Origin of the sequence: Roseomonas aerilata DSM 19363 (assembly GCF_000711725.1) — a bacterium.
GTDB lineage: Bacteria > Pseudomonadota > Alphaproteobacteria > Acetobacterales > Acetobacteraceae > Roseomonas > Roseomonas aerilata.
Genome location: NZ_JONP01000001.1, coordinates 271,178 through 284,975, shown reverse-complemented (window position 1 = coordinate 284,975; position 13,798 = coordinate 271,178). Strand labels below are relative to the sequence as shown.

General features: G+C 73.3%; 15 protein-coding genes. 2 read left to right on the top strand and 13 right to left on the bottom strand.

Features of this window, described 5'->3' with window-relative positions; all coding sequences use genetic code 11:
• Window positions 1-31: 31 nt before the first annotated feature.
• The 9 genes from ftsH to BO39_RS01285 all read right to left on the bottom strand — a co-directional run bounded on the left by ftsH (window position 32) and on the right by BO39_RS01285 (window position 9,697).
• A complete protein-coding gene (gene ftsH, locus BO39_RS01325) occupies window positions 32-1,957 on the bottom strand; it encodes an ATP-dependent zinc metalloprotease FtsH (RefSeq protein WP_043829210.1) in 1,926 nt (641 codons plus the stop codon).
• A gap of 91 nt (window positions 1,958-2,048) precedes the next feature.
• Entirely contained in the window at window positions 2,049-3,251 is a 1,203-nt protein-coding gene (tilS, locus tag BO39_RS01320) for a tRNA lysidine(34) synthetase TilS (protein WP_052401284.1), read from the bottom strand.
• Between the two features lie 6 nt (window positions 3,252-3,257).
• Entirely contained in the window at window positions 3,258-4,106 is an 849-nt protein-coding gene (locus BO39_RS01315) for a tol-pal system YbgF family protein (protein ID WP_211257344.1), read from the bottom strand.
• 160 nt (window positions 4,107-4,266) lie between these two features.
• Window positions 4,267-4,764, bottom strand: coding sequence for a peptidoglycan-associated lipoprotein Pal (pal, locus tag BO39_RS01310; RefSeq protein ID WP_043829208.1), 498 nt, complete (start codon window positions 4,762-4,764; stop codon window positions 4,267-4,269).
• Between the two features lie 43 nt (window positions 4,765-4,807).
• Window positions 4,808-6,142: a Tol-Pal system beta propeller repeat protein TolB gene (tolB, locus tag BO39_RS01305; protein WP_043829206.1), complete on the bottom strand. Its 1,335-nt coding sequence runs from the start codon at window positions 6,140-6,142 to the stop codon at window positions 4,808-4,810.
• A 118-nt stretch (window positions 6,143-6,260) separates the two neighbouring features.
• Complete coding sequence (locus BO39_RS29545) at window positions 6,261-7,838, bottom strand: hypothetical protein (protein WP_052401282.1); 1,578 nt, start codon at window positions 7,836-7,838, stop codon at window positions 6,261-6,263.
• A gap of 8 nt (window positions 7,839-7,846) precedes the next feature.
• Window positions 7,847-8,365, bottom strand: a complete 519-nt coding sequence (gene tolR / locus BO39_RS01295; protein ID WP_043829204.1) for a protein TolR — start codon at window positions 8,363-8,365, stop codon at window positions 7,847-7,849.
• Window positions 8,366-8,369: 4 nt separating this feature from the next.
• Complete coding sequence (gene tolQ, locus BO39_RS01290) at window positions 8,370-9,143, bottom strand: protein TolQ (protein ID WP_052401281.1); 774 nt, start codon at window positions 9,141-9,143, stop codon at window positions 8,370-8,372.
• A gap of 122 nt (window positions 9,144-9,265) precedes the next feature.
• Window positions 9,266-9,697 carry a YbgC/FadM family acyl-CoA thioesterase gene (locus BO39_RS01285; RefSeq protein WP_043829202.1) on the bottom strand — a complete coding sequence of 144 codons (432 nt, stop codon included), beginning with the start codon at window positions 9,695-9,697 and terminating at the stop codon, window positions 9,266-9,268.
• A gap of 210 nt (window positions 9,698-9,907) precedes the next feature.
• Between BO39_RS01285 and BO39_RS01280 the strand changes: the two genes are divergently transcribed.
• Window positions 9,908-10,282, top strand: coding sequence for a hypothetical protein (locus BO39_RS01280; RefSeq protein ID WP_043829200.1), 375 nt, complete (start codon window positions 9,908-9,910; stop codon window positions 10,280-10,282).
• Between the two features lie 76 nt (window positions 10,283-10,358).
• On the opposite strand, the gene ruvB is transcribed toward BO39_RS01280, so the two are convergent.
• Window positions 10,359-11,411: a Holliday junction branch migration DNA helicase RuvB gene (gene ruvB, locus BO39_RS01275; protein ID WP_052401280.1), complete on the bottom strand. Its 1,053-nt coding sequence runs from the start codon at window positions 11,409-11,411 to the stop codon at window positions 10,359-10,361.
• Window positions 11,412-11,581: 170 nt separating this feature from the next.
• On the opposite strand from ruvB, the gene BO39_RS32375 reads away from it, so the two are divergent.
• The gene (locus tag BO39_RS32375) at window positions 11,582-11,719 is read left to right on the top strand and encodes a hypothetical protein (RefSeq protein WP_156963366.1); all 138 of its coding nucleotides are present in this window, start codon (window positions 11,582-11,584) and stop codon (window positions 11,717-11,719) included.
• Between the two features lies 1 nt (window position 11,720).
• On the opposite strand, the gene ruvA is transcribed toward BO39_RS32375, so the two are convergent.
• From ruvA to BO39_RS01260, 3 genes are read right to left on the bottom strand one after another with little or no spacing between them, the layout of a single operon-like run.
• The gene (ruvA, locus tag BO39_RS01270; protein WP_043829198.1) at window positions 11,721-12,329 is read right to left on the bottom strand and encodes a Holliday junction branch migration protein RuvA; all 609 of its coding nucleotides are present in this window, start codon (window positions 12,327-12,329) and stop codon (window positions 11,721-11,723) included.
• Window positions 12,326-12,841 (bottom strand): crossover junction endodeoxyribonuclease RuvC, encoded by a 516-nt coding sequence (ruvC, locus tag BO39_RS01265; protein WP_043829196.1) that lies wholly within the window; start codon window positions 12,839-12,841, stop codon window positions 12,326-12,328. Before ruvC ends, ruvA begins: the two co-directional genes overlap by 4 nt.
• Window positions 12,838-13,587 carry a YebC/PmpR family DNA-binding transcriptional regulator gene (locus BO39_RS01260; RefSeq protein WP_043829194.1) on the bottom strand — a complete coding sequence of 250 codons (750 nt, stop codon included), beginning with the start codon at window positions 13,585-13,587 and terminating at the stop codon, window positions 12,838-12,840. Before BO39_RS01260 ends, ruvC begins: the two co-directional genes overlap by 4 nt.
• Window positions 13,588-13,798 lie beyond the last annotated feature (211 nt).

The window sequence follows — 13,798 nt, the reverse complement described above, 5'->3', positions numbered from 1 at the left end:
AGCGCCAGGGGGCGTGGGCGGAAAGCCCGCCTCAGGCTCCGGAGGGAGCCGGCTGCATGCCCCCGGCGTCGGGCCGCGGATTGGGCCGGCCGGAGGTCGGCACGCTGCCACGCCCCTGGTTCACCGGCTCGTCCGGACGATCCCGCACGACCGGATCGCCGCGCAGAACCTGCCGGATCTCGTCGCCCGAGAGGGTCTCGTATTCCAGCAGCCCCTTGGCCAGCAGGTGCAGCTCCTCGATCCGGTCCGTCAGCGTCTTCTTCGCCCGCTGATAGGCCGTATCGATGATCGAGCGGATCTCCCCGTCGATCGCCTGCGCCGTCGCCTCGGAGACGTTCTTCGACTGCGTCACCGAGTGCCCGAGGAAGACCTCCTGGTCGTTCGAGCCATAAGCGACCATGCCGATCTTGTCCGACATGCCCCACTCGGTGACCATCCGGCGCGCCAAGTCGGTCGCCATCTTGATGTCGCCGGAAGCGCCATTGGACACCTTGTCCGGCCCGAAGATGATCTCCTCCGCGACACGGCCGCCCATGGCCATGGCCAGCTCGGCATTCATCTTGGACTTGTGCTTGGAGTAGCGATCGCCCTCCGGCAGGGACATCACCAGGCCCAGCGCGCGCCCGCGCGGGATGATGGTGGCCTTGTGGACGGGGTCGCACTCCTCCTCGCTCATCGCCATCAGCGCGTGGCCGGCCTCGTGATAGGCGGTCATCCGCTTCTCGGCCTCGGACATCACCAGGGAGCGCCGCTCGGCACCCATCAGCACCTTGTCCTTCGCCTGCTCGAACTCGTGCATGCCCACCGTCCGGCGCCCGGTGCGGGCCGCGAGCAGCGCCGCCTCGTTGACCAGGTTGGCGAGATCCGCGCCCGAGAAGCCCGGCGTGCCGCGCGCGATCACCTTCGGCTCCACGTCGGAGGCCAGCGGCACCTTGCGCATGTGCACCCGCAGGATCTTCTCCCGCCCGTTCACGTCCGGGTTCGGCACGACGACCTGACGGTCGAAGCGGCCGGGACGCAGCAGCGCGGGGTCGAGCACGTCCGGCCGGTTCGTCGCGGCGATGAGGATGACCCCCTCGTTCGACTCGAAGCCGTCCATCTCCACGAGCATCTGGTTCAGCGTCTGCTCGCGCTCGTCATTGCCGCCGCCGAGGCCCGCGCCGCGATGCCGGCCCACGGCGTCGATCTCGTCGATGAAGATGATGCAGGGGGCGTTCTTCTTGCCCTGCTCGAACATGTCGCGCACGCGGCTGGCGCCCACGCCCACGAACATCTCCACGAAGTCGGAGCCCGAGATGGTGAAGAAGGGCACGTTGGCCTCACCCGCGACGGAGCGCGCCAGCAGCGTCTTGCCCGTGCCCGGAGGTCCGACCAGCAGAACGCCCTTCGGGATCTTGCCGCCGAGGCGCTGGTACTTCTGGGGGTCGCGGAGGAACTCCACGATCTCCTCCAGCTCGCCCTTCGCCTCCTCAATGCCCGCCACGTCCTCGAAGGTCACGCGGCCGGACTTCTCCGTCAGCAGCTTCGCCTTGGACTTGCCGAAGCCCATGGCCCGGCCTCCGCCGCCCTGCATCTGCCGCATGAAGAAGACCCAGACGCCGATCAGCAGCAGCATCGGGAACCAGGAGATAAGGATCTGGAAGAGCGGGTTGACGTCGCTCTCCTCGGGCCGCGCGACGACGCGCACGCCCTTTTCCGTCAGCCGCTGGATCAGCTGCGGGTCCTCAGGCGTGTAGGTGCTGAAGGTCCGCCCGTCCTGGAGCTGGCCGGAAACGATCCGCCCCTGAATGGTGGCGTCCCGCACATGCCCTTGCTGAACCTCGTTCAGGAAGTCCGAATAGGCCACCTGCATCCCGCGCGCGGAGGAGGTGCCCGAGGGCTGGAACAGATTGAACAGCGCCACGAGCAACAGGGCCACGATGACCCAGAGCGCGAGGTTGCGACCGAAATTGTTCACTTGGAGGTCCCGATCCTTGGCCGGCGAAACCGGCTCGCACAACAAGATAGGGATGCGATCGCTAACAGGGAACCACCAGATGAAGCCGGTTTCACGCGACCGGTCCAGTAATAGGGCGGAATTCGACCTTCACAGCCTCGTGGCACCCGTCAGGGAGACCCGGCGCGGCGAGAAGCCGCCCGGCGGTATCCCTGACCGCCGCCAGCCCCGCCGCCACCAGAGCGGGCATCCGGCCCCTTCCGGCCCCCTCACCCAGCGCCCCGACGACAGCCCCCTCAGGCGCCGCGACCACCCTCCACCGCCCGTCCCACACGATACCGGGCAGAGCGGGCACGGGCGGCGCGCAGCGTGCCGGCTCCCGGCACAGCACCGCTCCCCGCCAGACCGCGCCACCCAGGCTGCCCCCACCGCGCGCGAGCATCGCCGCGACCGCCGCCCGCCCCGGCGGATGCCCGCCCCCGCCAACTGCCCGAACCAGTGTCGAGAGCGCCGCCTCCGCGACCGCATCCATTCCCAGCGCGCCCCGGTCCAGCCGCGCCCAGCCCTCCGGCTCGAAGCGCGCCGCCTCCGCCAGCCGCGCCGCCACCAGCCGCCGCATCCTCTCCCGACGCGCCGCGAATCCCGCGCCCGCCTCAGCGAGCGCCGCGACGCCGGGCCCGTCGGGAGCCCCCAGCACCGCCCGCAGCCGCGCCCGAGCGAAGCGCGGGTCGCCGTTGGAGGGGTCGCGCACCGGCACCAGCCCCCGCCCGGACAGGAATTCCTCGATTCCCCCGGGCCCCACCCCCAGCAACGGCCGCAGCACCAGAACCCCACCCGCCGGCCGCGCCGCCGCCATGCCCGCCAGCCCCGCCTCGCCGGAACCACGGAGCGCGCGGAAGGCCACCGTCTCCGCCTGGTCCGCGCGGTGGTGACCCAGCAGCAACCAGGGCGCCCCCGCCGCCTCGCAGCCCTCGGCCAGAGCCGCCAGCCGCGCAGCCCGCGCCCGCTCGTGCAGCCCCGGCCCGGGGGAGAGCCCCAGCGACAGCAGTCGCGCCTCGATGCCCATGCTGCACAGGCGCCGGACCACTCCGTTAGCCTCCGCCGCACTGTCCTCCCGCAAGCCATGGTCCGCGACCAGCGCGATCACCCGCCCGCCGCGCGCCGCTGCCCAGCCACGCGCCAGCACCGCCAGCGCCAGGCTGTGCGGCCCGCCCGAAACCCCGATGCCCAGCACCGGCGCCGCCCCGAAGGGCCCCAGCCCGGCCATGGCAGCCGAGAAACCGGCCTCCAGGCCAGCCACCGGGCAGGCCAGCAACCGCGTTCAGCGGCAGCCGGCCCTCTGCCGCGCCCCCGCCACGCGCTCCGCGAGGCTCGCCGGCACGCGCGGGAACTGGCTGCGCAGGTCGTCGAGCGTCTGGCAGGCCTCGCGCTTGGCGCCGAAGCCATTGAAGGCGTTCGCCAGCCCCACCATCGCCTCCGGTGCCCGGCCGGAGGTCTTCGCGCGCCGATAGGCCTCGTCATAGGCGAGTGCCGCGTTCTGGTAGTCACGCTTGCCGATCAGCGAATCGCCGAGAAGAATCCCGGCATCCTGCGCCCGCGTCGGCGCGCGCGCGGCCAGCACCTCCCGCGCCGCCGCCTCGGCCGCCGCGTAGTCACGCCGCTCCAGCGCCGTCTGCCCCTCGCGCAGCGCCACCTCCGGCGTGCGCGGCGTGGGCGCCGCCGGCTGCCCAGCCGGTGCTGGCGGTGCCGCGGGCGCGGAGGGTGTCGACGGGTTCAGCGCGCCCTGCTGCCCGCCCCCGGCTCGCCCCGCCGGCGCCGCCCCGGCCGCGCCGCGGCTCTCGATCTGGTTGAAGCGGTACTCCACGTCGCCCTGCAGCTTCTCGACCTGCTGCTGGAGCGTGCGGTTGCGGAACTCCGCCTGCTCGGCGAGGCCCCGCTGGCGCCGGACCTCGTCCTCCAGCGCCGCCACGCGCTCGAGCAGCTGGGCGACCAGCTCCCCCCCGCCCGCGGGCACGCCGCCACGCGACGGCGCCACCACCTGCGGCGCGACAGGTCCGGCGCGCCGCATCAGTTCCATCTCCTGCCGAAGCTGCAAGATCTGGTTCTGGAGGTAGAGGCCCTCCCGGCTCTCCGCCTGCGCCCAGGCGGCGCCGGGCATCAGCCCGGCCACAGCCACGCCTGCGAGCAGGAGCGGCAGAAGCCCGCTCCGGCGACAAGACCCGCGTCCGCGCATCCTCACCCCTCCACGGCCCGGATGGCCGGGCCCAGTGTCATCGCCCCCGGGACCGGCGCGCAACGGGTGCGCCGGCCCGAAGGCCATCCAACCGCGGTCAGCGGACCGTCGTCACCGCGCGCCGGTTCTGCGCCCAGGACGCCTCGTCCGAGCCCAGCGCCGCCGGCCGGTCCTTGCCGTAGGACACGGTCTGGATCCGCTGGCCGGAAACGCCGCTCGCCACCAGCAGGTCGCGCGCCGCGTTGGCGCGGCGCTGGCCGAGGGCGAGGTTGTACTCGCGGGTCCCGCGCTCGTCCGCATGGCCTTCCATATAGACGCTCACCTGCGGGTAGCGGGCGAGCCAGGCGGCCTGCCGCTCGAGCGTGGAGCGGCCATCGGCGCGCACCTGGGTGCTGTCCGTGTCGAAGAACACGCGGTCGCCGACACTGGCCACCAGGTCCTCCTGGCTGCCCGGGCGCGCGCTGCCCATGCCGGCGCCGCCGGCCAGCCCGCCGGAGCCGCCCGCACCCGTCGCCGCCGCGTTGCTCGCGTCGTCGGACGAGCAGGCCGCCAGCAGGGCCAGAGCGCCGAGCGCACCCAGGATCTTCGCGTTCATCTCTCTACTTCTCCTAAAAATCGTTAAGGGTGTGTAGCAAAAATCAGGCAAGCAGCGGCGACCAGGACGGGTCGGTCGCGTCCGTCGGCGTGACGATCTGCCGCTCGTTGAAGCCGGTGATGTCGATCTGGGAAAGACGGGCCGAGTAGCCCTCGCCCCGCGCCCCGCGCGCCTGACTCTCCCGATAGAAGGCGAGCACCCGGCCGTTCGGCGCGAAGGTCGGCCCCTCCATGCCCCAGCCCTCCGACAGGATGCGCTCCCCGGAGCCGTCCGGCCGCATCACGCCGATCCCGAACTGCCCACCCGAGATGCGCGTGAAGGCGATCAGGTCCCCGCGCGGCGACCAGACCGGCGTCGCGTAGCGCCCGCGCCCGAAGGAGATGCGCCGCGCCCCGCCGCCGCCCGCGTCCATGACATAGAGCTGCTGGTCGCCGCCCCGGTCGGAGTTGAACACGATCTGCGTGCCGTCCGGGTTGTAGCAGGGCGAGACGTCCAGCCCGTTGCCGGAGGTGAGCTGCCGCTGAGAGCGCGAGCCCACATCCACCGCCACGATGTTCGCGTCGTTGTTCCGCGCATAGGAGAGCACGACCGTCCGCCCATCCGGGCTGAAGCGCGGCGAGAGCGTCATCCCCGGGAACTGCCCGAGCACCTCGGACCGCCCGCTGTTGAGATCAAACAGGTAAACCCGCGGCGTGTTCTGGAAATAGGACATGAACACGATCTGCTGCGCGTTCGGGTGGAAGCGCGGCGAGAGAACCTGGAAGGAGCCGTCGGTCAGGAAGCGGTTGTTCTCCCCGTCCTGGTCCATGATCGCCAGCCTGCGCGTCCGCCGGTCCCGCGGCCCGCTCTCGGCCACGTAGACGATGCGCGTGTCGAAATAGCCCTTCTCGCCCAGCAGCCGCTCGTAGATCACGTCGGAGATCAGGTGCGCGATCCGGCGCCACTGCGCGGCCGGGGCGGTGAAGGCGGTGCCCTGGATCTGCTGCTCCGGCAGCACGTCCCACAGCCGGAACTCCACGCGCAGCCGCCCGCCCTGGTCTTCCACCCGGCCGGTCACCAGCGCGTTGGCCCCGATCACCCGCCAGTCCTGGAAGCGCGGTGTCGCGGCCGCGGCCTCGGCGCTCTGGATGAAGGCGGCATTGTCCACGGGGCGGAACAGCCCGGAGTTGCGCAGGTTTGCCCCGATCACGCGGGCAATATCCGCCCCACGCCCGCCGCCGCCCGCCAGCGCCGGCACCGCGATCGGGATCGGGTCCGTCCGCGCGCGGGTGATGTCGATCACCGCGCCCTGGCTGCTTCCCTGGGCACGGGCCGCCGCTGGCACCGTGAGCAGCGCGGCCCCGCCCAAAATCAGGCCGCGCCGGTCGGTCGTCATCATGGATGGAAACCCTCGGTGTTGCGAGGGGCGGATGAAGCCGATGCGGCGCGGGGGCGCAACCCACCCCGCCGCACGACGCCCCGTCCGCCCTTCGGATTGATGGCGCGCAGGCCTTGCCTCACCGCGTCAGCCCGCGCGGATTAAAGCGGAAGGTCGCGGTGTTGATGGCCGCCAGCTTGTCCCGCGGGAAAGGCAGCGGGGAGCATTTCGGGTCCATCAGAGCCCGCCGCGCGGCCTCGAACACCGCGCGGGCGCGCGGCTCGGTCGGCACGCTTCCGGCCGGGCGCACCACGCGAACCACGCCGGCCGCATCGGCCTCCACGCGAAGCTCGACCACGATGCTCTCGAGGCCTGGCGCGCCGGCATCGACGGACCAGCACTCGCTGATCTTGTCGGCCACCCCGCGCACCTCTCCGGCCGTGAGCTGCGCGGCGCCGGTCGGCGCGCCGCCGCCCGGAGCCGCCGCGGCCGGGGCGCTGGGCCGCGGCCGCGCAGCCGCGGAGGCAGCCGCCTGGGCGCGCAGGCGCTCAAGCGTGCTCTGCACGGAATTGCTGCGCTCGGCCGGGTTTGCCACGGGCGGGGTCTGCCCCGTGCCGGGCCGCGCGTTGCTCTCCCGCGCCGGCGGGACCGGCGCCTGGTTCGCCACCGCATTCGGCCGCGCGGGCGCCGCCGGCGAAGGCGTCGCCGCCGAGGCGTGCTGCTGCGCCGCCGCGGGCGCCGGCCGGGAGGGCGCCGCCGCGGGCGCGGGCGGTGCCGGCGGCGCGGGTGCGGCCGCCTGCTGCGGCGGCGCCGGGCTCGGCCGCGCCGGTGCCGGCGTCGCCGCCGGAGCCGGAGCCGGTGCGGGGGCCGGGCGAGACGGGGCGGGAGGTGCCGGCGGCGCAGGCGGAGTCGGCGCGGCCGCCTGAGGCTGCGGCGCCGGGCGCGGCGGGGTCGGGGCCGGCGGCGGTGTCGGCGCGGGCGCCGCGGCCTGCTGCTGCGGCGGGGTCGGCGCCGGCGCGGGCTGGGCCTGCCGGATCGCGTCAGGCGCCGGTGGCGCGGGCGGCAGCGGCAAGGGAAGCGGCGGCGCGACCGGCTGCGCCTGGACCGGCGCCGGCTGCGGCGTGGGCGCGGGCGTGGCCGGGCGCGGCGGCGGCGTGGGCGCGGGCGGCGCCGCTGTCTGCGCGGGCGGAGTCGGCACCGGCGGCGTCGGCGCGGGCGCTGGCGTCGGGGGCGTCGGCGCCGCGGCCTGGGCCGGTGGGGTCGGCATCGGCGGCGTGGGCGCTGGGGCTGCGGCCTGGCTCTGCGCCGGGGGCGGCGGCGGCGCTGGCATCGGCAGGGCCTCCACCGGCGCGGCGGGCGGCGGCGCGGCCGGGGCCGGTGCGGCCGGGTTCGGCGGCGGGGGCGGTGGCAGCGGCGCGGGCGCCTCGGCGCGCGGCGGCTCGGGCGGGGTCGGCGCCGCGTTCGGCGTCGGCGGTGCGGGCACGGGCGGCGCGGGCAGCGGCAGCGGCTCCGGCGCTTCCGAGAGCTGCGGCACCTCCGGCACCACCACCTCGACCGGGATTGCCTCCTCCAATGGCTCGGGGATCTTGCGGCCGGGCAGCTCCGCCATCAGCAGTGCCGCCACCAGGGCGTGCAGCAGCAGCGAGGCCGCCACCCAGTTCCGGAGGCGGCTCTCCGAGGTGCCGCCATCCGCCCAGACTGTGATCTCCGACGCCATGGCGGGTCCTAGCGCTGCGGCGTGCCCGCCGGACGGGCCGGCGGTGCCGCGCCACGGGCCGGCGCGGCACCGCGCGCCGGCTGGCCCGCCGGCTGCTCGGCCAGCAGCGCCACGCGCGAGAAGCCGGCGGAGGAGACGATGCCCATCACCTCCATGATCCGGCCGTACGCGATCGCACGGTCGCCTCGCACGAAGATGCGCCGCTCCGGCTGGCCTTGGGGCTGGTTCGCCATGATCGCCTGGAGCTGCGGCACGAGGTTCTCGGCCTGCACCTCCGTCTCCTGCAGGAAGATCTTGCCCTCGGGGTTCACCGTGATCGTCAGCGGCTCCTGCTCCTGGTTGAGCGCGGCCGCGTTCGTCTTGGGCAGGTCCACCGGCACGCCGACAGTCATCAGCGGCGCCGCCACCATGAAGATGATGAGCAGCACGAGCATCACGTCCACCATCGGGGTGACGTTGATCTCGGCCATGGGCCGGCGGCGGCGGCGCCCGCCGCGCCCGCCGCCCGCGTTCAGGGAGACGGCCACCGGATCAGACCTGGGCCGTCTGACGGGCGCCGGAGGTCGGCACGGAGGCCGGCGCCTCCTCGGCCTGGCGGGACAGGATCGCGCCGAACTCCGCCGAGAAGGCCTCCAGCCGGCCGGAGAAGCGCGAGAGGTCCACGTTGATCTTGTTGTAGGCGAGCACGGCCGGAATGGCGGCCACGAGACCGATCGCGGTCGCGAACAGCGCCTCCGCGATGCCCGGCGCCACCACCGCGAGGTTCGTGTTGTTCATCCCGGCGATCGCCGAGAAGGAGTTCATGATGCCCCAGACCGTACCGAACAGACCGATGAAGGGCCCGACGGAGCCGACGGAGGCGAGGAAGGTCATCCACTTCTCGAGCCCGTCCATCTCGCGACCCACGGCCACGTTCATCGCCCGCTCGGACCGCTCCTTCATGCCGGTGAGCGCGAGCACGCCGGTCGCGCCGCCATCGGCGGAGCGCTGCCACTCCCGCATCCCCGCGCCGAACACGGCGGCCATCGGGTGCGTCGGGCGCTCGCCATCCGTGCGGTAGAGGTCCTCCAGGCTGCCGCCCGACCAGAACTTGTCCTCGAAGGCGTCCGCCGCGCGGTTCACGCGCCGCATGGTGTTCCACTTCTCGAAGACGATGGCCCAGACCCAGATGCTGGCGATCAGCAGCCCGATCATCACGGCCTTCACCACCCAGTCCGCCTGGAGGAAGAGCCCCCAGAGAGAGAGGTCGTGCCCGGCCGCGGCCAGGTTCTGCGCAGTCACACCACCCACGGGCGGTCTCCTCATCCCCTCGCCCCAGACCGGGGCGCTACCACCGCATCCCCCCCGGGAGCGGTCATTCCATTATCCCGCCAGGCCAACCGCCCCGCGGCGCGCCGTCCCCGCGGCGCCGTCCCAGCGCGAAGCGGCTAGTCGCCCCGCCCCTCCGCCGGCCCCACCGCTGGCCCGAGGGCCGAGCGCCAGGGCTCCGGCAGAGCCACCGGCCGCAGCGTGTCCTGCGAGACGCAGACAAGCCCGACCTTCAGGCGCGCCAGCATCCCCCCGTCGGCCGCCAACACGTCCTGCCCGACATCCACCGAGGCGGCGCCAGCCTTCAGCACCCGCGTCTCCACCACCACCGCATCGTCGAGCCGCGCGGGCCGCAAATACGCTACTTCGATGCGCCGCACCACAAGCAACGAACGGTGACGCTCCATCATAAGCGAATGCGGCAACCCAATGTCGCGCAAGGATTCCGTCCGGGCCCGCTCCGCCCAGCGAAGGTAGTTCGCATGGTAGGCCACGCCGCCCGCATCGGTGTCCTCGAAATAGACGCGAAGCGAGAAGCGATGCACTTCCATGCGCCGCGCCCTAGCGCCCTTCGCGCCTCGCTGCCAGGGGTGCAGGCGGGATTCGAAAGGGTTTCCGCGCCACGGTGGCCGCCGCACCGCGCCCCGGCTCCGGGAGACGTGAACCTGACCGACAGTTCTGCGTCAAAGAATGCCGGTCCCGGCCGTTATCCCATCCTGCGGTCCCGCGAACCGGCCGCACGGAAGAACGGGAGACAGCCCATGGCAGCCATGAAGCACGCCACCCTCGCCCTTGCCCTCCTCGCCGGCACTGCCCTCGGTGCCCAGGCCCAGACAGGTGGCAGCATGAGCAGCGGCCCGGCCGTCGGCTCGACCTCCGGCGGCACCGCGGCCGGCGCCATGCCGCGCTCCGGCGGGGCCCCCACCTCCCCCGGCCGCGCCGGCCACAACGACGACAGCCTTTCGGGCACCGGCACTGGCACTGGCACTGGCACTGGCACAGCGGGCCGCAGCACGGGCACGAGCGGCCGCGGCAACCCCATGCCCAATAACTCGGAGATCGGCACCGGTCAGGCCGGCCCCTCCGTCGCCGGCCGCTCGACAGCGCCGGGGAACACGTCCACCCAGGCGCGCTGAGAGCTGGGACCGAGGAGGAAGAATCCCTTCCTCCTCTTCCCCGAAGTCACCAGCGACCCCGTCTCAGACCGAGCCCTCAGGCCCCCGGATCGTCCAGCAGATCTCCCTGGGCGGCCAGCGCATTGCGCGGCGGCGTCATGCCCAGGTGCTTCCATCCCGGCAGCCCCAGCACGCGCCCGCGCTGGGTGCGCAGGATCAGCCCCTCCTGGATGAGGTAGGGTTCGATCACCTCCTCCAGCGTGTCGCGGCTCTCCGCGAGAGCCGCGGCCAGGGTTTCCACGCCCACCGGTCCGCCGCCGTGGTGGTCGGCGAGGCGGCGCAGGTAACGCCGGTCCATCGCGTCCAGGCCCAGTCGGTCCACCTCCAGACGATCCAGCGCGGAATCCGCCAGCTTCTTGTCGGCCGGCCGCCCGGCGACCGCCGCGAAGTCCCGGATGCGCCGCAGCAGCCGCCCGGCGATGCGGGGCGTGCCCCGCGCCCGCCGCGCGATCTCCCGCGCCCCGTCCGGCGTCAGCACGAAACCGAGCTTCTGCGCCCCGCGCGCCACGATCAGCTCCAGCTCCTCCGGCGAGTAAAACTGGAGGCGCAGCGGGATGCCGAAGCGGTCCCGCAACGGCGTCGCCAGCAACCCCGCCCGTGTCGTGGCACCCACCAGGGTGAAGGGCGGCAGGTCGATCCGCACCGTCCGCGCCGCCGGTCCCTCGCCGATGATGAGGTCGAGCTGAAAGTCCTCCATCGCGGGATAGAGGGTTTCCTCGATCGCCGGCTGGAGGCGGTGAATCTCGTCCACGAACAGCACGTCCCGCGGCTGCAGGTTCGTCAGGATCGCCGCCAGGTCCCCCGCCCGCTGGAGAACAGGGCCGGAGGTCGCGCGGAACCCCACCCCCAGCTCCCGCGCCACGATCTGCGCAAGCGTCGTCTTGCCCAGGCCGGGCGGGCCGAACAGCAGCACATGATCCAGCGCATCACCGCGCGCCCGCGCCGCCTGCACGAAGACCGAGAGGTTCTCCCGCAGCGCCGGCTGGCCCGTGAAGTCGGCCAGGGTCTGGGGGCGAAGCGTGGCCTCGGCCGCGTCCTCCTCCTGCCGGTTGCCGGCCGTGATCCGATCCTGGTTCGAAGAGGCGCTCATCACCGGAACATAGCGTGACCGCCCGCCCCTGTCGCCCCGCGGGAGGGCCGCATCAATCCCCTCTTTACCGAATCACGGCGATGATGCCCTGCCCCAAACAGGGGATGCCGGCGCAGGAAAGGAGTTCCGCAGCCCGAAAGCCCGCTTACGAGACCACCGTGCTCACTGGCATGACCACGCCTGCCCTGCTTCTTCTCTCGCTCCCGGCCGTGGCCGCCGTCGCCTGCGCCGCCCTGCCGCTGCTGTCGCGCGCCCTCTGCCCGCTGCCCGACCTGCCCGCCAAGAAGCGCGGCGCGCCGGGCGCGTGAGTTAGCGCGGCGCCATCTCCTTCAGGCTCTCGCGGATCAGCGTGTTCAGGTCCGCGCCCTCACCCAGCCGGTCCATGACCCGCGCGACGACCGAGGCCGCTTCCGGCCGCCGCCAGCCAAGGTTCAGCAGCGCCGAAACCGCATCCGCCGCCGCCCCGCGCTCCGGCACCGGCGCGGCGGGCACGACGAAGCTCGCATCTCCCGTCGGCATCCCACCGACCTTCTCGCGCAGCTCGCTCAGCAGCCGCACCGCGAGCTTCGGCCCCACGCCCGGGGCGCGCGTGAGGCTTCCCCGGTCCCCTGCCAGGATCGCCGCCGCCAGGTCGCCCGGCGACATCGCCGAGAGCAGCCCCAGCGCCACCTTCGGCCCCACGCCCTGAATGCCCGTCAGCAGCCGGAACCAGTCCCGCTCCGCCGCGTCCGCGAAGCCGTAGAGGGTGATCGCGTCCTCCCGCACCACCGTCTCGATCCAGAGGGTGCCGCGCGCATCCGCCGGCAGCGCCGCGACCGCGCGCGAGGAGGCCGCGACAAGGTAGCCCACCCCGTTCACGTCGAGGATGCAGCCCCCCTCGTGCACCGAGTCGAGGCGCCCGGTCAGCTTCCCGATCATGCCGGCACATAGCCGCGCGCGAGCGCATTCCGGGTGGAGCGGTGGTTCGCGTGGCAGATCGCGATCGCCAGCGCGTCCGCCGCATCCGCCCGCTTGATCACGGCGCCCGGCAGCAGCCGCCGCACCATGTCCTGCACCTGGATCTTGTCGGCATGGCCGGTGCCGACCACGGCGCGCTTGATCTCCATCGCCTGGTACTCGGCTACGATCACGCCGAGCATCGCCGGCGCCAGCAGCACCACCCCGCGCGCCTGCCCCAGCTTCAGCGCCGCGCCCGGATTCTTGTTGACATAGGTATGCTCCACCGCCGCCTCGTGCGGCCGGTGCTCCTCGATCAGCGCCGAAAGCGCGCGGTGAATGATGCAGAGCCGCTCCGCCAGCGGCAGGTCGGCCTTTGTGCTCACCACCCCGTCGCCGAGGTGGCGCAGCCGCGATCCCGTGCTCTCCACCAGCCCCCAGCCCGTGTGCTGGAGGCCGGGGTCGAGCCCCAGGATGCGAACGGAGAGGCTCAAGCCGTCAGCCGATCGAGCACGTCGTCCGGCACGTCGAAATTCGCGTAGACGTTCTGCACGTCGTCGTGCTCGTCCAGCGCGTCCACGAGCTTCAGCACGCCGCCCGCCGATTCCTCGTCCAGCGGCACCGTCGCGTTCGGCCGCCATTCCAGCTTGGCGCTCTCGGCCGGGCCCAGCTTCGCCTCCAGCGCATCGCGCACGGTGAAAAGGTCCTCGATCGCCGTGCGGATCGCGTGCCCGTCCTCGTCGCTCTCCACGTCGCTGGCGCCGGCCTCGATCGCCGCCTCCAGCACCGTGTCCGCATCCCCGGCGGAGGGCGGGTAGCGCACCACCCCCTCCCGCTCGAACTGGAAGGCCACTGAATTGCTCTCGCCCAGCGCCCCGCCATTCTTCGAGAACATGGAGCGCAGGTCGGAGGCCGTGCGGTTGCGGTTGTCCGTCAGCGCCTCGACGATGATCGCGACGCCGTTCGGGCCGTAGCCCTCGTAGCGCACCTCGTCGTAGTTCTCGGTGTCCGTGCCCTGGGCCACGCGCTTGATCGCGCGCTCCACCGTGTCGCGCGGCATGTTGGCCACCAGCGCGGCCTTCACCGCCGCCCGCAGGCGCGGGTTGTGCGCGGGGTCGGGCATCCCCTGCTTGGCGGAGACGGTGACCTCGCGGATCAGCTTGCCCCAGGCCTGGGCGCGCTTGGCGCTCTGCGCGGCCTTGCGGTGGGCGATGTTCTTGGCGTGCGAATGGCCGGCCATGGTCGGCGTTCCTGTTCCTTCCTGGGTCCCGGCACGCCGGCCAGGATGCCCCGAAGGAGCCCGCGGGCCGCGCGCCGGCCCGCCGGGACCAGGCCCCGGAGGGTTCCGGGGCGGCCCTCGCGGCGGGGCTCGGGACTGTCATGATAATCGGCCGGGCCGGGCCGCGCCACCCGCGGCGGTGCTTCCGGAACAGCTTGGCGCGCCCCTTGCC